Source organism: Nocardioides sp. Z21_20 (assembly GCF_059766585.1).
Window position 1 is genome coordinate 257,213 of the sequence record NZ_JCBAJX010000003.1, and the last position, 16,235, is coordinate 273,447.

Genomic DNA, 16,235 nt, shown 5'->3' on the forward strand with positions numbered 1-16,235 from the left:
GGGATGGAGGCCGAATGTATGCCGAGGAACGCCAGCAGGCGATGGTCAAGCTGGTCACCCGTCAGGGTCGGGTGTCGGTCAGTGACCTGTCCCGCGAGTTCGACGTCACGACCGAGACCGTGCGCCGTGACCTGTCCGCCCTGGAGCGGCTGAACCTGCTGCGCCGCGTGCACGGGGGCGCTGTGCCGGCCGACACCTTCACGGTGATCGAGGTGGCCCTCAGCGACCGGGACGCGGCCAATCCCGAGGCCAAGGAGCGGATCGCGGCGGCCGCGATCGACCTGCTGCCCGGCGCCGCGTCGACCGTGCTCATCGACGCGGGAAGCACGACCGGACGGTTCGCAGCCCTGATCCCCCGTGAGCGTCCCCTCACCGTCTTCACCCATGCGGTCCCGATCGCCGCCAGGCTGGCCAGCCAACCCAACGTCGAGCTGCACCTGCTGCCCGGTCGGGTCCGCGCGACCACGCAGGCCGCGGTGGGCGCGGAGACCGTCGAGGCGCTCGGCCGGATCCGGGCCGACATCGCGATCCTGGGCACCAACGGCATCTCGGTCTCGCACGGGCTGTCCACTCCCGACGACGCCGAGGCCGCGGCCAAGCGCGCGATGGTCGCCGCCGCGCAGCGGGTCGTGGTGCTGGCCGACTCCGCGAAGATCGGCCAGGAGCGGACCCTGCGCTTCGCGGAGATCTCGGACGTCGACGTCCTGGTCACCGACGACGCGATCACCACCTTCGACCGGGCCGCCCTCGAGGAAGCCGGCGTCGAGGTGGTGGTCGCATGATCGTCACCCTCACCCCCAACCCGAGCGTGGACCGCACCGTCAACCTCGACGGCCCCCTGGAGCGCGGCGGCGTGCTGCGCGTGGAGTCCGGCCTCTCGCAGTCCGGTGGCAAGGGCGTCAACATCTCCCGTGCGGCGGTGGCCGCGGGCATCCCCTCGATCGCGGTCCTGCCCGCCGACAGGGAAGACCCCTACGTGACCGAGCTGCTCGCCGTGGGTGTCGACTGCCGCCCCGAGGAGCCGACCGGCCCGATCCGGGTCAACCTCACGATCACCGAGCCCGACGGCACCACCACCAAGCTCAACACCCGCGGGGCGGTGGCCACGCCCGAGTCGCTGGGCCGGTTGCGCGACGCGCTGCTGCGCCGCGCCGACAGCGCCGACTGGGTGGTCCTGGCCGGCTCGCTGCCGCCCGGGGCGCCGGTGACCTGGTACGCCGAGCTCGTGGCCGCCCTGGCCCGCGGCTCCGCCAAGATCGCGGTCGACACCAGCGGGGAGCCCCTCTCCGCCGTGGTCGCCGGCCTGGACCGCGCCGCCCCCGATCTGATGAAGCCGAACGCCGAGGAGCTGGCCTCGCTGACCGGCTTCTCCGCGCAGTCGCTGGAGAGTGACCCGGCCGCGGCCGCCCAGGCAGCGCAGGGTCTCGTCGCGCGCGGGGTGGGGTCCGTGCTCGTCACCCTCGGCGGCGAAGGCGCCGTGCTCGTCCGGGCCGACGGCGTCTGGCAGGCCACTCCCCCACCGACCGTGCTGGCCAGCACGGTCGGGGCCGGCGACGCCAGCCTGTTCGGCTACATGCTCGGCGACATCACCGACAAGTCGCCGGCCGATCGCCTCGCCCTCGCCGTGGCCTACGGCAGCGCGGCGGCGAGCCTGCCGGGGACGGGCGTCCCTGACCCGTCCCTGGTCCACCCCGAGCTGGTGCACGTCCGCTCGCTCGCTCTCCCCTCGATACCTGGAGGCCACCCGTGACCGCCCTCCTCACCGCCGACCTGGTCCGGCTCGACGCCGACCTCGGCACCGACAAGCACGACGTCATCCGTGCCCTGGCCGACGTCGTCCACGACGCCGGACGCGCCACCGACACCGCCCAGCTCGTGACGGACGCGCTGGCCCGCGAGGCCACCTCCGCCACCGGCCTGCCCGGCGGCATCGCCATCCCGCACTGCCGCACCTCGGGAGTGGAGACCCCCACCCTCGCCTTCGCGCGGCTGAGCCCACCGGTCGACTTCGGCGCCAAGGACGGACCCGCCGACATCGCCTTCCTGATCGCCGCGCCCGCGGGCGGGGACACCACCCACATGCAGCTGCTCACCCAGCTGGCCCGGGCCCTGGTGAAGCCCGACTTCACCAGCGCCCTGCGCTCGGCGGCGAGCGCCGAGGAGGTCGTCGCGATCGTCTCCGGGATCTTCCCCGACGCCGCCCCGGCAGCCGGTACCAGCACCGGCGCCCCCGGTGGGGCGCACGCGGCGGACACGCCCGCGCCCCCGGCCACCGGCGCCAGCCCCACAACGCCGGCTCACGCTGCGGGCGACGCCGGGGCCGAGCGGCCCAGCCTGGTCGCGGTCACCTCGTGCCCGACCGGCATCGCCCACACCTACATGGCCGCCGAGGCCCTCGAGGCCGCCGCCCAGCGCGCCGGAGTGGAGATCGCGGTGGAGACCCAGGGCTCGGCCGGCGCCTCGCCGCTGCCCGCCGACGTGATCGCCCGAGCCGGGGCGGCCATCTTCGCGGTGGACGTCGGGGTGCGCGACCGCGGCCGGTTCGCGGGGCTGCCCGTGGTCCGCTCCGGCGTGAAGCGCCCGATCGACGAGGCCGACCAGATGATCGCCGAGGCGCTGCGGGCCGTCGACGACCCCTCGGCGCCGCGCGTCGAGGGCAGCGCCGAGGAGGCCAGCACGGCCGGGGCCGGCGAGTCCTGGGGGGCGCGGGTCCGCCGGGTGCTGATGACCGGCGTCTCCTACATGATCCCGTTCGTGGCCGCCGGCGGCCTGCTGATCGCGCTCGGCTTCCTGTTCGGTGGCTACGCGATCAACTTCGCCGGCACCTTCAACGGGGAGGAGGTCAACGTCGCCAAGCACATCGTCACCAACTCCACGATCTTCGACCTGCCCGACCCCTCGGCGTACGACCTCGACCAGTCCGAGCTGGCCCGCGGACCGCTGCTGACCTACATCGGGGCGCTCCTGCTGGTGCTCGGGCAGGCGGCCTTCACCTTCCTCGTCCCCGCCCTGGCCGGCTACATCGCCTACGCGATGGCCGACCGGCCGGGCATCGCGCCGGGCTTCGTGATGGGCTGGATCGCCACCGACACCCTCAACTCCGGATTCCTGGGCGGCCTGGTCGGCGGTGTGCTCGCCGGCTTCGTCGCCTACTGGATCTCCTCGTGGAAGGTCCCGGTCTGGGCGCGCGGCCTGATGCCGGTCCTGGTGATCCCGCTGGGCGCCACGCTGATCTCCGGCGTGGTCATGCTGGCGGTCCTCGGCAAGCCGCTCACCGCACTGACCAAGGCGCTCTCCGACGGCCTCAACTCGATGAGCGGCGGCTCCGCGATCATCCTCGGCGTCGTGCTCGGACTGATGATGGCCTTCGACATGGGTGGGCCGTTGAACAAGACGGCCTACGGCTTCGCCACCGCCGGGCTGGGCGCCGCGGCCACCGCCACCGACGCTCCCGAGCTGAAGATCATGGCCTCGGTGATGCTCGCCGGCATGGTCCCGCCGCTGGCCCTGGCGCTGGCCACCGTGCTGCGTCCCAAGCTCTTCACCCCGGCCGAGCGGGAGAACGGCAAGGCGGCCTGGCTGATGGGCGCCTCCTTCATCACCGAGGGCGCCATCCCGTTCGCCGCGGCCGACCCGCTGCGGGTGATCCCGGCGATCATGCTCGGCAGCGGCGTCACCGGTGGACTGTCCCAGGCGTTCGACGTGGCGCTGCGGGCTCCGCACGGCGGTGTGTTCGTGCTCTTCGCCGTCGACAACGTGCTGGGCTACCTGATCTCGCTGGCCGCCGGCGTGCTGGTCGCCGCCCTCGCCGTGATCGTGCTGAAGAGCTTCGGCCGCACCCCGGCCGACGAGTACGCCGACACGAAGGCCGCGACTCCCGTTGCCCTCTGAGCAGCCCAGCCACGCACCCCACCCCCTCGAAGGAGCTCACATGCCCAGCAAGACCGTCATCGTCGGATCCGCCGTCGGCCTGCACGCCCGTCCCGCCTCGCTCATCTCCGAGGCGGCCGGGGAGCTCGGCAGCGACGTGTTCATCTCGATGCCCGGCGGGGACCCCGTGGACGCGAGCTCGGCGCTGATGATCATGACCCTGGGCGCCGGGAACGGGGCCGAGGTCGAGGTCTCCGGCGACGACCAGACGGCGGTCGACAAGATCGCCGCGATGGTCGAGCAGGACCTCGACGCCTGAGCCCCGCCAACGGCTCTCACCACCCACCGCAGCGGGCGGCGCCCTACAGCGTCTGCCCGCTGTGCGCGCGCAGCGCCCGGTAGACCGCCCGCACTCCGACGGCGCGCTCCATCTCGCGCAGCACGCCGGAGAAGAACTGGGCGCGGTAGGTCTCGTCGGTGAGCGCCGAGACCGTGAAGTACAGCCCGGAGAAGGCGGACAGGAAGGTGGCCACCTTCAGCAGCGGGAGCGAGGTGTTCGGCAGGCCCGGGAGGTGCCCGACGTCGCCGGCGGCCTCGTCGGCCCAGACGAGCACCACGTCGTTGGTCATCGCCAGCGAGCCGAACGCCATCAGGAACGCGAACACCGAGAGCACCAGCAGCAGCACCTGCACGGCCTGGACGATCATCAGCACCAGGATCAGGTTCCAGCGCTCGTAGCCGGTCACGGTCGCGTACGACGCGGGGTCGCTGTCGGGATCGGCGACCAGGTCACGCGCGGCGGCCTCCAGCGGGGTGCCGGTGCACGCCGTGAGCAGCAGGCGGTCGTCGACGGAGTCGTCGGTGCGGTCCACCTCCTCGGGCAGCCGACCGAGCAGGAAGCCGGCGCCCATCAGGCAGAAGAGCAGCACGGTCAGCCACAGCACGCCGCCGGTCCAGCTGGCGGCGACCTCCCAGACCTCCGCGTTGATGAACAGGAACGTCACGAACAGCAGCAGCAGCGGCAGCGCCCGGACCACCATCGGCATCAGCATCCGCAGGCTGGACATGGTGCGGCCCAGCGCCCAGCCCAGCAGCGGTCGCGCCCGCAGCGCGGTGACGCCGTAGAACCCGGCCGCCGCCACCCCGATCGAGAACAGCGTGGCGGGGGCGAAGGCGAGATCCTCCGAGACCCAGGCCAGGGCCCACCCGGCCCCCGCGGCCACCAGGCCGACCAGCAGCACCAGCGGCAGCGTCTTGCGCGGATGCAGGGCCGCACGCGCGGCCTCGCGCTCGGCGGGCACGAAGTAGGGCAGCCCGTTGCGCAGGAACCAGGCCTCGGTCGAGCGCAGGGTGTCGGCCTCGTGGATCCGCGAGCTCACGACCCGAGCAGCTCTCGGGCCCGGGCGACGTCGTCGCCCATCCGCTCGACGAGCGCCTCGACGTCGGCGAAGCGGACCATCCCCCGCAGCCGGGCGACGAAGGAGACCTCGACCTCGACGCCGTACAGCTCCAGGTCGGTGCGGTCGAGCACGTAGGACTCCACCCGCCGCTCCCGCTCTCCGTCGAAGGTGGGGTTGGTGCCCACGCTGATCGCCGCCGGCAGCACCTCGCCGGTGTCGAGGCGGCGCATCCAGCCGGCGTAGACACCGTCGGCGGGGGCTGCTGCCATCCCGCTGGTCGGCACGTTGGCCGTGGGGTAGCCCAGCCCGCGTCCGCGCTGGTCGCCGCGGATCACGGCTCCGCGCACCGAGAAGTTGCGCCCCAGCGCCTCGGCCGCGCCCTCGACGTCACCGGCGGCCAGGCAGTTGCGCACGTAGGTCGAGGACCACACCTGCGGTCCGCCGTCCAGGGCGATCCCCTCCGCGACGAAGTCGCTGTCGGCGCCGACCCGCTGGAGCAGCGCCACGTCGCCGGCGGCCCGCTTGCCGTAGCGGAAGTTGGCTCCGACGACCACGGCGCGCGCGTGCAGCGCCTCGACCACGATCCGCTGGATGAACTCCTCGGGCGCCCAGCTGGCGATGTCGCGGTCGAACGGCACGACCAGGGCGTCGTCGACACCGGCTCGGGCGAGCAGGTCGAGTCGGGTGTCGATCGTGGTGAGTGTGGGGGGCGCGTGCTCGGGACGCAGCACCGCGATCGGGTGCGGGTCGAAGGTCACCGCCACCACGCCCTCGACGCCGAGGGCGTCGGCGACCTCGCGCGAGCGGCGTACGACGTGCTGGTGACCGAGGTGGACACCGTCGAAGTTGCCGATGGTGACCACGGTGCGACCGAGATCGGCCGGTACCTGGTCGAGGGAGCGCCACACGCGCATCGGCCCACCGGCCTTCCTGTGCTGCTGGATCATCGCGGGTCAGCCTTTCACAGCGGCTGCGCTGGCGGGCATGGAGTGCGCCTTCAGACGAAGACGGCGACGGCACGTGCCTGCGCGCCGCGCTGCTCGTAGAGGGCCAGGAACTCCCCGGAGGGGTCGAACAGCGCCGTCGGCCGGTCGGGCAGCTCCAGCTCCAGGGCCCGGCCGACGCGCACGTCGGCCGCCTGCTCCTCCCCCAGGTCGTACGACGTGAAGCTGGCGCGCGCGGCCTGGGCGATCGGGATCATCGTGAACTCCTCGGCCAGCTGCTCGAGGCTGCTGGCCACGTCGAGGGAGAACCCGCCCACCGCCGTGCGGCGCAGCGCGGTGAGGTGCCCGCCGACGCCCAGGGCCGAGCCGAGGTCGCGGGCCAGTGCCCGGACGTAGGTGCCGCTGGAGCAGCGCAGCTCGACGTCCACGTCGACGACGCCGTCCCCGCGGCGCGGGACGCCGGCGGTGAGCTCGTGGACCGTCACCGGGCGGGCCTTGAGCTGGACCTGCTCGCCCTCGCGCACCCGCTGGTAGGCACGCTTGCCGTCGACCTTGATCGCCGAGACCGCGGTCGGGACCTGCTCGATGTCGCCGACGAAGCGCTGCAGGGCCTGCGCGATCTCGTCGTCGCCGAGGTGCTCGGCTGCGGACCGCGCGAGGACGTCGCCCTCGGCGTCGTCGGTGACGGTGCTGACCCCGAGCCGGATCGTGGCGGCGTACGCCTTCTCGGTGAGCATCAGGTGGCCCAGCAGCCGCGTGGCGCGGTTGACGCCGAGGACGAGCACCCCGGTGGCCATCGGGTCGAGCGTGCCCGCGTGACCGACCTTGCGGGTGCCCGCCAGGCGGCGCACCCGGGCGACCACGTCGTGGGAGGTGAGGGCGCCGGGCTTGTCGACGACGACGAGGCCCGAGGGCGAAGGGGCGTTCACGCCCCGCGGGTGCCCTCGGCGGCGTCCTCGGGCGAGGGGTCCGGCTCGTCCTCGAGCTGGTCCTCCTCGTGCGGCTTGCGGTAGGGGTCCGCCTCGCCGGCCGGCTGGGCGCCCTCGCGGGCGGCGGCCACGGCCGCGTCCGACTCACGCACCTTGGCCAGCAGGTCCTCGATCTGACGCGCGTTCTCGGGCAGCGCGTCGTGGACGAAGGTGAGCGTGGGCACGGTGCGCATACCGAGCTGCTTGCCGACCTCGGCGCGCAGGACGCCCTTGGCCGACTCCAGGGCGGCCGCGCTCGCGGTGACGTCGTCCTCGTCGCCGAGCACGGTGTAGTAGACGGTCGCGTGCTGGCTGTCACCTGTCAGCCGGACGTCGGTGATGGTGACGAACCCGAGCCGCGGGTCCTTGATCCGCCGCTCGAGCATCTCCGCGACGATCACCTGGATCCGGTCCGCGATCTTGCGGACACGTGGGCTGGCCATGACTTCTCCCTGGTTCGAACGTGGGGCGGGGCGCGTGGTCACGCCCCCGCCATTATGCGCAGAACGGCCGGGCGCCCCCGAAGGGGGACGCCCGGCCGCGTTGCCTGGATCAGCTGCGCGGGATCTCGCGCATCTCGAAGGACTCCACAACATCCCCGATCTGGATGTTCTGGTAGTTCTTCAGCACCAGACCGCACTCGAAGCCCTCGCGGACCTCCGACGCGTCGTCCTTCTCCCGCTTGAGCGAGGCGAGGTCGAGGTTGTCGGCCACCACGGCGCCGTCGCGGAGCACACGCGCCTTGGCGTTGCGCCGGATCGTGCCCGAGGTGACCATGCAGCCGGCGATGTTGCCGATCTTGCTGGAGCGGAAGATGTTGCGGATCTCGGCCTGGCCGAGCACCGCCTCTTCGTACTCCGGCTTGAGCATGCCCTTGAGCGCCGCCTCGATCTCCTCGATCGCCTGGTAGATGACCGAGTAGTAGCGGATCTCGACACCTTCCTTGTCGGCCATCTGGCTCGCCTTGCCCTGGGGCCGGACGTTGAAGCCGATGATGATGGCGTCGGAGGCGGCGGCGAGGTCGACGTTGGTCTCGGTGATCGCACCGACACCGCGGTCGATGACCCGCAGGCTGACCTCGTCGCCGACGTCGATCTGGGCCAGCGAGTCCTCGAGGGCCTCGACCGAGCCGGACACGTCGCCCTTCAGGATCAGGTTGAGCTCCTGCGTCTCGCCCTTCTCCATGGAGGCCATGAAGTCCTCGAGCGTACGACGCACGCGGCGCTTGGCCTGCATGGCCGCCCGCTCACGCGACTCGCGCTTCTCGGCGATCTGGCGTGCCATCCGGTCGTCGTCGACGACGATGAAGTTCTGGCCCGCACCCGGAACCGCGGTGAGACCCAGGACCATCGCCGGGCGCGACGGGTCGGCCTCGGTGATGTTGTCGCCGTGCTCGTCGAGCATCGCCCGGACCCGGCCGTAGGCAGGACCCGCGACGATGGACTGACCGACGCGCAGCGTGCCGCGCTGGACCAGGATCGTGGCGACCGGGCCGCGACCGCGGTCCAGGTGCGCCTCGATGACCAGACCCTGAGCGTCCTGGTTGGGGTTGGCCCGCAGGTCCAGGGACGCGTCGGCGGTGAGCACGATCGCCTCGAGCAGCTTGTCGAGGTTGAGCTCGGACTTCGCGGAGACGTCGACGAACATCGTGTCGCCGCCGTACTCCTCGGGGACCAGGCCGTACTCGGTGAGCTGGCCACGGACCTTGGTCGGGTCCGCGTCGGGCTTGTCGATCTTGTTGACCGCGACCACGATCGGCACGCCGGCGGCCTTGGCGTGGTTGAGCGCCTCGATCGTCTGCGGCATGACGCCGTCGTCGGCCGCGACCACCAGGACCGCGATGTCGGTGGCCTGCGCACCACGGGCACGCATCGAGGTGAAGGCCTCGTGACCCGGGGTGTCGATGAACGTGATCAGACGCTCGTCGCCGTCGACCTCGGTGGCGACCTGGTAGGCACCGATGTGCTGGGTGATGCCACCGGCCTCCTTCGCCGCCACGTTGGCGCTGCGCAGGGCGTCGAGGAGCTTGGTCTTTCCGTGGTCGACGTGGCCCATGACCGTGACGACCGGCGGACGCGCCGACAGGTCGGACTCGTCGCCCTCGTCCTCACCGAACTCGAGGTCGAAGGACTCCAGGAGCTCGCGGTCCTCGTCCTCGGGAGAGATCACCACGACGTCGTAGTTGAGCTCCTCGCCGAGCAGCTCGAACGTCTCGTCGTTGACCGACTCGGTCGCGGTGACCATCTCGCCCAGGCTGAACAGCATCTGGACCAGCGCTGCCGCGTCCACGCCGATCTTCTCGGCGAAGTCGGTCAGCGAGGAGCCGCGGGCCAGACGCACGGTCTCGCCGTTGCCCTTGCGGACGCGCACACCACCGATGGTGGGCGCCTGCATGGCCTCGAACTCCTGACGACGCGCGCGCTTCGACTTGCGACCACGACGCGAGGGGCCACCGGGACGCCCGAAGGCACCCTGCGTGGTACCGCGCTGACCGGGACGACCGCCGCCGGGGCGGCCACCGCCGCCGGGGCGACCGGCGAAGCCGCCGGGACCACCGGGGGCACCGCCGGGGCCACCGCGACCGGGCGCGCCGGGACGACCGGCACCACCGCGGGCGGGGGCGCCGGGACGACCCGGACCGCTGGCGCGGCCGCCGGGGCCGGCACCGAAGGCGGCCGGGGACTTCGGCATCATCGCCGGGTTGGGGCGCGGCATGCCGGGACGCCCGGGGGCGCCACCGTCGCGTGCCGACGGCGGACGCGGCGGACGCTGGTCGCCACCGGAGGCGCCGGGAGCGCCTGCGGGAGCACCGGCGCCGGCGCCGGGCGCGCCACCGTCACGCGGAGCGGACGGTCGACGTCCCATGCCCTGGCTGGGCGAGAAGGGGTTGTTGCCCGGGCGCGGCGAGCCGGGACGGCCCACCGGTCGGGGTGCCGGCGACTTGGGCGCGGGCGCCTTCGGCGTCGGGCCACCGGCTCGAGCGGCCGGAGCGGCCGGAGCTGCCGGAGCCTCGGGAGCCGCCTGCGGCTCGGGAGCCGAGGGCGTGCGGGGACCGGGCTTGGGACCGGGGCGCGGCGCACCGGCCGGGGGCTGAGCCGCGCGAGCGGCGGGCGCCTCCGGTGCGGGAGCTGCGGCCGGAGCCTGGGCAGCAGGCGCGGGGGCCGGCGCTGCCGGAGCCTGCGGCGCTGCCGGGACCTCGACGGCTGCCGGGGCCTCGGGTGCCGGTGCCGCGGCCCGCTTGGGGCCGGGACGCGGGCCGGGAGTGCCCGGCGCCTTGGGGGCGCTCGTGCTGGGTGCTGTAGGGGCGGCCTGGTCGGCTGCCTGTGCCGGCGCAGCAGTCTTCAACTGCTCGCCGAACTGCTTCTTGAAACGCATCTCGACCGGGGGCTCGACCGTCGACGATGCCGACTTGACGAACTCCCCCATCTCCTTGAGCTTCTCGAGAACGAACTTGCTCTCGACGCCGAACTCTTTTGCGAGTTCGTGGACTCGGGTCTTAGCCACGCTGCTCCTTCTGGCCCGAGCCCCGTCTCAAGGGGTGCTGCGGACCGTTAGTGGTTGTGCATGCTCATCGGGAAGTACTCATCGAGTGCTCATGAGCTGCTGCTCCAGTTCCTGTAGGTCACACGTCGGTCATGTCAGCGACTCTGCGAGTCAACGCATGGTCTTCGTCACGCTGGCTTATCAACACGCGGAGCGAGTCGAGGTAGGCCCTCACCGGCTCGGCACTGAGCGCTCCCTGGACCCGAAGGGCCCGAGGGAATGCCTTGCGCCGCACCGCGAGGTCGAAGCACTCGGCGCGGGGATGCAGATGCGCCCCTCGGCCGCGTGCAGTGGCCCCGGGATCGGGCACCAGGGCTGGTGAGCCCCAGGCGTCCGAGCCAGCGACCACTCGCAACAACTCGCTCTTCGTGGCCCGCTCCCGACACCCGACGCACGTCCTGACCGGTCCCCCGCCACCAGCGGGCGATGAGCCAGCGGGCGTACGGCGGTGATCGGGGCGTGCGGGAGGGGTGAGTTCGCGTGCCACTGGCAACAACACTACTCCTTCGGGCGTCGTTCACCGAACCGGGCGGCCCGATGTGGCCGCGGCGCACTCAGCGTGGCGCCGGCGCCTCGTCGGAGCGGATGTCGATGCGCCAGCCGGTCAGCCGCGCCGCCAGGCGGGCGTTCTGGCCCTCCTTGCCGATCGCCAGCGACAGCTGGAAGTCCGGCACCACGACGCGCGCGGAGCGGGCCGCCAGGTCCACGATCTCGACCGAGCGCACCTGGGCGGGCGACAGCGCGTGGGCCACCATCTGGGCGGGGTCCTGCGACCAGTCGACGATGTCGATCTTCTCGCCGTGCAACTCGGCCATCACGTTGCGGACCCGCTGGCCCATCGGGCCGATGCAGGCACCCTTGGCGTTCACGCCGGGGATCGTGGAGCGCACCGCGATCTTGGTGCGGTGTCCCGCCTCACGAGCGATGGCGGTGATCTCGACGGTGCCGTCGGCGATCTCGGGCACCTCGAGGGCGAACAGCTTCTTGACCAGGTTGGGGTGCGAGCGCGAGAGCGTGACCTGGGGGCCGCGCATCCCCTTGCGCACCGAGACCACCAGGCACTTGATCCGGCTGCCGTGCTCGTACTTCTCGCCGGGGACCCGCTCGCCCACGGGCAGCAGCGCCTCGAGCCGGCCCAGGTCGACCAGCACGTCGTCGGGGTTGCGGCCCTGCTGGATCACGCCGGACATCACGTCGCCCTCGCGTCCGGAGAACTCGCCGAACTTGAGCTCGTCCTCGGCATCGCGCAGGCGCTGCAGCATGATCTGCTTGGCCGTCGTCGCCGCGATCCGACCGAAGCCGGCCGGGGTGTCCTCGAACTCGCCGATCTCGTTGCCGTCGTCGTCGACCTCGGTGGCCATCACCGTGACGTGGCCCGACTTGCGGTCGAGCTCGACCCGCGCCCGGGCTCGGGCTCCCGGGGACTTGTGGTAGGCCGTGAGGAGGGCCTGCTCGATCGCCTCGACGAGCACGTCGAAGGAGATCTCCTTCTCGCGCTCGAGCATGCGCAGGATGCTCAGGTCGATGTCCATCAGGCGTCGTCGTCCTTTCGGGCCTTGCGGTTGAACTCGACCTGGACGAGGGCCTTGGCGATGTCGCGGTAGGCGATCTCGTGGCTCTCCCCGTCGATGTCGAGGGTGACGGAGGTCTCGTCGCTGGTGGTGATGCGACCGGTGAGCTCACCTTCCTCGAGGAGGGTGACCTTGACCAGCCGGTCGGCGTTGCGGCGCCAGTGGCGCGGCAGGGTGAGGGGGCGGTCGACGCCGCGCGAGGTGACCTCGAGCGTGTAGGGCATCTCCCCCATCACGTCGGATTCGTCCAGCACCTCGGAGATGGCACGGGTCGCGTCCGCGACGTCGTCGAGGGTCACACCCCCATCGGTGTCCACGGCGACGCGCAGCACGCGGCGCTTGCCGGCGGGCGTGATCTCGACGGCCTCGACATCGAGACCCAGCGCACTGAGGGGTCCGGAGAGCTCGGACTCGATGCGGTCCCGGGTGGCGTCCTGACGGGCGGTACTCACGGGGATAGCTACCTCCTTGTGCTGTTGTAGAGCCTCCACCTTAGCCGTTGCGAAGGCCTTCCCGACCATCGCCGTTTGCGCGTCCCGGCGGCGTCGTCGGCGCCGTCCCGACGCGCGGCGATAGGGTCGTCGGCGTGTCCAGCACCGACCTCGCCCGCCCGGCGCACGACCTGGTCCCATGGGGACGGCGCGAGACGACCCGCCGGGCGGCGCTGCGCGGCGGCGTACTCGCGGTCGGCGTCACGGCACTCACGGCCTGCGACACCCCGGGCGCCAGCCCCGAGCCCTCCGGCTCACCGTCCCCCGACAGCTCCCCCTCCGACGAGGCCGTCCTCGACGAGAGCCTGGCCGCCCAGGCGCTCGAGCGCATCGACGCCGCCCTCGCCCTCGTCGTGGCGGTTGCCGCGCGCCACCGCTCAGCCGCGGGCCTGCTCGCCCCCCTGACCCAGGCCCAGCAGGCCCACCGCGACCTGCTCAGCGAGGCGGTCCCCGACCCCGCGCCGCCTGCCAGCGCCACCAGCCCGGCCGACCCCGCCCGGGCCTGGGCCGGCCTGCGGCGCCGCGAGCAGGCGCTGCAGAGCGACCTCGGCTCGCTCGCCGAGCAGGCCGACAGCGGCACCTTCGCCCGGCTGCTCGCGATGATGGCGGCCTCGGTGGCCCAGCACCTGGCGGCTCTTCCAGTCGCGCTGCCGGCCTCGCCGGGATCGGCGGAGACCTCGTGAGCACGCCGGAGGCCCTGCAGCGCACGCTGGCCGCGGAGCACGCCGCGGCGTGGCTCTACGCGGTGCTGGGCGCACGGACGTCGGCCTCGGCGGAGGCGGAGCTGAACGCGGAGCTGACGCGGGGCTACGCCCTGCACCGCTCCCGGCGCGACGAGCTCTCCCGGGCGCTGCGCGACCTGGGCCAGGAGCCGGTCGCGGCCGCCTCGGCCTACGAGATCCCCGCCCCGCTGCGCACCTCCCAGCAGCGCCGCGAGGCGGCCATCGAGATCGAGGACGGCTGCGCCGCGACGTACGCCGCACTGGTCGCGAACAGCGTCGGCGCGCAGCGGGCCTGGGCCGTCTCGGCGCTGGTGGACGCCGCCGTGCGCCGGGTCCGCCTGGGCGGGGCGCCCCAGGACTTCCCCGGCGAGTGAGCTCGCCCGCCCGGTGACTGCGGTCCGCAGAACGGGGTATCGGGTCCCGGCACAGACCCGCACAGTGACAGGAGACGTTCCATGAAAGCCGTCAGCAGTCTGCTCAGCGCCCTGATCGTGGTCTGGCTGGTGATCGGCGCCCTGGCCGCCTACCAGCGGGACTACTTCTCCGACGATCGCAAGGTGAACTGCAAGACCACCAGTGACACCGTCCTCACCATCGTGGCCGGGCCGCTGAACTACCTCGGGGTGAACCCCAAGGTCGACTGCACCGTCCCCGAGCCCTCGAAGTAGTCCGGGCGCCGGCGGAGCTGGACTCGGATCGCCGAGGGGCGAGCGCGAGGGGGCGTCCTCAGGATCAACTCGAATGAGTTCTCCACAGTCCGCGTGTCGTGGCGGTTTCTGGGGGCAGGACTGTCGGTGGCGCCTGCTTGAGTGGATCCATGACCCGGACCGCGACTCCTGACACCGCCCGTGCGGTGCTGGACGCCGCGCGAGTACGGCGCACCACCGCGGACCGCGCGGAGGCCGAGCAGCTGCAGCTGGCGGTGGACTGGGCCGCGATGCACTCGGTGGAGTCCCTGGAAGCGGCCGCGGTCATCCACGGGCCGTACGGCGACCACGGGATCCCCGTCGCCGGACCCGGGGCGCCCTTGGTGGCGGAGTTCGCGGTCACCGAGTTCGCCCTCGCGATCGGCATGTCCACCGACGCCGGGCGCCGGTATGTCGGGCAGGCCCTGGAGCTGCGCCACCGCCTCCCCAAGGTCTGGGCGCAGGTCGTCAGCGGTGATCTCGTGGCGTGGAAAGCCCGGCGCATCGCGGACGCCACGATGAGCCTGGTGCCAGCGGGTGCGGGGTTCGTGGACACCCACGTCGCCGCAGTCGCACACAAGATCGGTCTCGCCGCCCTGGACCGGCTCATCGAAGAGGCGCGGGTCCGGTTCCAGCCCGAGGAGGCCGAGCAACGGCGCCGGGCCGCTGCGGACGGGCGGTGCTTCGACATCGACACCGACCAGGTCTCCTACGACGGCACCATGACCGTGCGCGGGGAGCTCGACCTCGCCGACGCGCTCGACCTCGACGCCGCCGTCGCCGCCGGTGCGGCGCAGCAGCAGGCGCTGGGCTCGGTGGACCCGCTCGGGGTGCGGCGGGCGAAGGCCGCCGGGGACCTCGCCCGGCGTCAACTCGCCCTCGACCTGGGCGCAGGCGAAGGGCCGGGCGCAGGTCAGTGCGGTGGATCCGACGCACCAGGTGCTTCCGATCAACCGCACAACCCGCATGACGCGGGTACTGCCGCCCCCCGGTCGAATGCAGCGGCCCGACGACCGCGTCAGGTCGTGCTCTACGTCCACCTCTCCCACGACGCGCTACGCGCCCGAGGCCTCGACGACACCGGCGTACACCTGGCCCGCGTGGAGAACACCGCCTCCTTCGTCTCCGCCGACCAGGTCCGCGACTGGTGCGCCACCCCCGACACCCAGATCACCATCAAGCCGGTCATCGACCTCGAGGACCACGTCCACGTCAACGCCTACGAGACCCCCGACCGCCTCGTCGAACGCCTCACGCTGATCGAGCACACCTGCGTGTTCCCCTGGTGCACCCGACCCGCCCGAAGGCTCACCCCCGAGCAGCACCGCGCCGACTGCGACCACATCCAAGACCACGCCACCGGCGGCACCACCTGCTCATGCAACCTCGCCCCGCTCTGCCGACGACATCACCGTCACAAGACCCACAGCCCCTGGACTTACACGCACCTCGACAAGGGCTGCTACCTCTGGACCAGCCCTCAGGGTTACCAGTACCTGCGCGACCACACCGGCACCCTCGACGTCTCCCGGGACCGCCGACGGCACACCCCGCAGCACCCGGACGATCCGCACCCGCCTCAGCAACCCGCCGCGACGTCAACCGACCTGCCGCCACCCGACCAGTAGCTGCTCCGTCCCGCACCCCGCCCAGGCACCGCCCGGCGGGGCCAGCGGCACGCGCGGGCACCACCTGGAGGAACGCGCGCCAAGCACTCCCCCACGCGGCCAGCGGACGATGAGGGCGAGGCGCCGCCTACGCGGCCACGCGGCCAGCGGAACAGCCCCGGCACACAGACACCGTCCAGCCCGGCGCAGTCGCTACCCGTGGCGGTGCCAGCCCCCACCGCAGGGGGACGTACGGAAGCCGAAGGGCCGAGGAGCGAGGCCGCCAGCCGGCCCAGACCGCAGAGCGGGTGAGGTGGGCCGCCGACCCGAGTTGCCCCGAAATGGCCTCGGTCCGCGAACACGACATCCAAGGAAGTCCCGAGATCTTCCCCGAGTGGACGTGTTCGCGGACCATGAGACGGAGCCGGTCAGC

Annotated in this window: 16 protein-coding genes; 8 read left to right on the plus strand and 8 right to left on the minus strand. The window is 72.6% G+C overall.

Features of this window, described 5'->3' with window-relative positions; translation table 11 throughout:
- Positions 1 to 14: 14 nt before the first annotated feature.
- The 4 genes from AC6EH9_RS07745 to AC6EH9_RS07760 are packed head-to-tail and all read left to right on the plus strand — an operon-like array spanning position 15 to position 4,189.
- Positions 15 to 782: a DeoR/GlpR family DNA-binding transcription regulator gene (locus AC6EH9_RS07745; protein WP_498421931.1), complete on the plus strand. Its 768-nt coding sequence runs from the start codon at positions 15 to 17 to the stop codon at positions 780 to 782.
- The gene (locus tag AC6EH9_RS07750) at positions 779 to 1,750 is read left to right on the plus strand and encodes a 1-phosphofructokinase family hexose kinase (protein WP_498421933.1); all 972 of its coding nucleotides are present in this window, start codon (positions 779 to 781) and stop codon (positions 1,748 to 1,750) included. The genes AC6EH9_RS07745 and AC6EH9_RS07750 overlap by 4 nt, the downstream gene beginning before the upstream one ends.
- On the plus strand, positions 1,747 to 3,891 hold the full coding sequence (locus AC6EH9_RS07755) for a PTS fructose transporter subunit IIABC (protein ID WP_498421935.1): 2,145 nt from the start codon (positions 1,747 to 1,749) through the stop codon (positions 3,889 to 3,891). Before AC6EH9_RS07750 ends, AC6EH9_RS07755 begins: the two co-directional genes overlap by 4 nt.
- A 40-nt stretch (positions 3,892 to 3,931) precedes the next feature.
- On the plus strand, positions 3,932 to 4,189 hold the full coding sequence (locus tag AC6EH9_RS07760) for an HPr family phosphocarrier protein (RefSeq protein ID WP_498421936.1): 258 nt from the start codon (positions 3,932 to 3,934) through the stop codon (positions 4,187 to 4,189).
- A gap of 43 nt (positions 4,190 to 4,232) precedes the next feature.
- Here AC6EH9_RS07760 and AC6EH9_RS07765 read toward each other — a convergent pair whose 3' ends face one another.
- The 8 genes from AC6EH9_RS07765 to rimP form a co-directional block, all read right to left on the minus strand.
- Positions 4,233 to 5,249 (minus strand): hypothetical protein, encoded by a 1,017-nt coding sequence (locus AC6EH9_RS07765; RefSeq protein WP_498421938.1) that lies wholly within the window; start codon positions 5,247 to 5,249, stop codon positions 4,233 to 4,235.
- The gene (locus tag AC6EH9_RS07770) at positions 5,246 to 6,184 is read right to left on the minus strand and encodes a bifunctional riboflavin kinase/FAD synthetase (RefSeq protein WP_498422266.1); all 939 of its coding nucleotides are present in this window, start codon (positions 6,182 to 6,184) and stop codon (positions 5,246 to 5,248) included. Before AC6EH9_RS07770 ends, AC6EH9_RS07765 begins: the two co-directional genes overlap by 4 nt.
- An 83-nt stretch (positions 6,185 to 6,267) precedes the next feature.
- Positions 6,268 to 7,143, minus strand: a complete 876-nt coding sequence (gene truB / locus AC6EH9_RS07775) for a tRNA pseudouridine(55) synthase TruB (RefSeq protein WP_498421940.1) — start codon at positions 7,141 to 7,143, stop codon at positions 6,268 to 6,270.
- Complete coding sequence (rbfA, locus tag AC6EH9_RS07780) at positions 7,140 to 7,625, minus strand: 30S ribosome-binding factor RbfA (RefSeq protein ID WP_498421941.1); 486 nt, start codon at positions 7,623 to 7,625, stop codon at positions 7,140 to 7,142. The genes truB and rbfA overlap by 4 nt, the downstream gene beginning before the upstream one ends.
- 109 nt (positions 7,626 to 7,734) lie before the next feature.
- Entirely contained in the window at positions 7,735 to 10,686 is a 2,952-nt protein-coding gene (gene infB, locus AC6EH9_RS07785) for a translation initiation factor IF-2 (RefSeq protein ID WP_498421943.1), read from the minus strand.
- A 118-nt stretch (positions 10,687 to 10,804) separates the two neighbouring features.
- Entirely contained in the window at positions 10,805 to 11,224 is a 420-nt protein-coding gene (locus tag AC6EH9_RS07790) for a YlxR family protein (RefSeq protein WP_498421945.1), read from the minus strand.
- A gap of 55 nt (positions 11,225 to 11,279) precedes the next feature.
- Positions 11,280 to 12,257 (minus strand): transcription termination factor NusA, encoded by a 978-nt coding sequence (gene nusA / locus AC6EH9_RS07795; protein ID WP_498421947.1) that lies wholly within the window; start codon positions 12,255 to 12,257, stop codon positions 11,280 to 11,282.
- A complete protein-coding gene (gene rimP, locus AC6EH9_RS07800; protein ID WP_498421949.1) occupies positions 12,257 to 12,748 on the minus strand; it encodes a ribosome maturation factor RimP in 492 nt (163 codons plus the stop codon). The genes nusA and rimP overlap by 1 nt, the downstream gene beginning before the upstream one ends.
- Before the next feature lie 134 nt (positions 12,749 to 12,882).
- Between rimP and AC6EH9_RS07805 the strand changes: the two genes are divergently transcribed.
- From AC6EH9_RS07805 to AC6EH9_RS07820, 4 genes are all read left to right on the plus strand, one after another.
- A complete protein-coding gene (locus tag AC6EH9_RS07805) occupies positions 12,883 to 13,470 on the plus strand; it encodes a hypothetical protein (protein ID WP_498421951.1) in 588 nt (195 codons plus the stop codon).
- Entirely contained in the window at positions 13,467 to 13,883 is a 417-nt protein-coding gene (locus AC6EH9_RS07810; RefSeq protein ID WP_498421953.1) for a DUF4439 domain-containing protein, read from the plus strand. Before AC6EH9_RS07805 ends, AC6EH9_RS07810 begins: the two co-directional genes overlap by 4 nt.
- 81 nt (positions 13,884 to 13,964) lie before the next feature.
- Complete coding sequence (locus tag AC6EH9_RS07815; RefSeq protein WP_498421955.1) at positions 13,965 to 14,177, plus strand: hypothetical protein; 213 nt, start codon at positions 13,965 to 13,967, stop codon at positions 14,175 to 14,177.
- Positions 14,178 to 14,326: 149 nt separating this feature from the next.
- Entirely contained in the window at positions 14,327 to 15,823 is a 1,497-nt protein-coding gene (locus AC6EH9_RS07820) for an HNH endonuclease (protein ID WP_498421957.1), read from the plus strand.
- Positions 15,824 to 16,235: the final 412 nt, after the last annotated feature.

Bases quoted from the DNA above. Each gene is read 5' to 3' on its own strand.
- rbfA (WP_498421941.1), bottom strand. From the start codon at position 7,625: ATGGCCAGCCCACGTGTCCGCAAGATCGCGGACCGGATCCAGGTGATC.
- nusA (WP_498421947.1), bottom strand. From the start codon at position 12,257: ATGGACATCGACCTGAGCATCCTGCGCATGCTCGAGCGCGAGAAGGAG.
- AC6EH9_RS07815 (WP_498421955.1), top strand. From the start codon at position 13,965: ATGAAAGCCGTCAGCAGTCTGCTCAGCGCCCTGATCGTGGTCTGGCTG.
- AC6EH9_RS07770 (WP_498422266.1), bottom strand. From the start codon at position 6,184: ATGCGCGTGTGGCGCTCCCTCGACCAGGTACCGGCCGATCTCGGTCGC.
- AC6EH9_RS07750 (WP_498421933.1), top strand. From the start codon at position 779: ATGATCGTCACCCTCACCCCCAACCCGAGCGTGGACCGCACCGTCAAC.
- AC6EH9_RS07820 (WP_498421957.1), top strand. From the start codon at position 14,327: ATGACCCGGACCGCGACTCCTGACACCGCCCGTGCGGTGCTGGACGCC.
- AC6EH9_RS07745 (WP_498421931.1), top strand. From the start codon at position 15: ATGTATGCCGAGGAACGCCAGCAGGCGATGGTCAAGCTGGTCACCCGT.
- AC6EH9_RS07760 (WP_498421936.1), top strand. From the start codon at position 3,932: ATGCCCAGCAAGACCGTCATCGTCGGATCCGCCGTCGGCCTGCACGCC.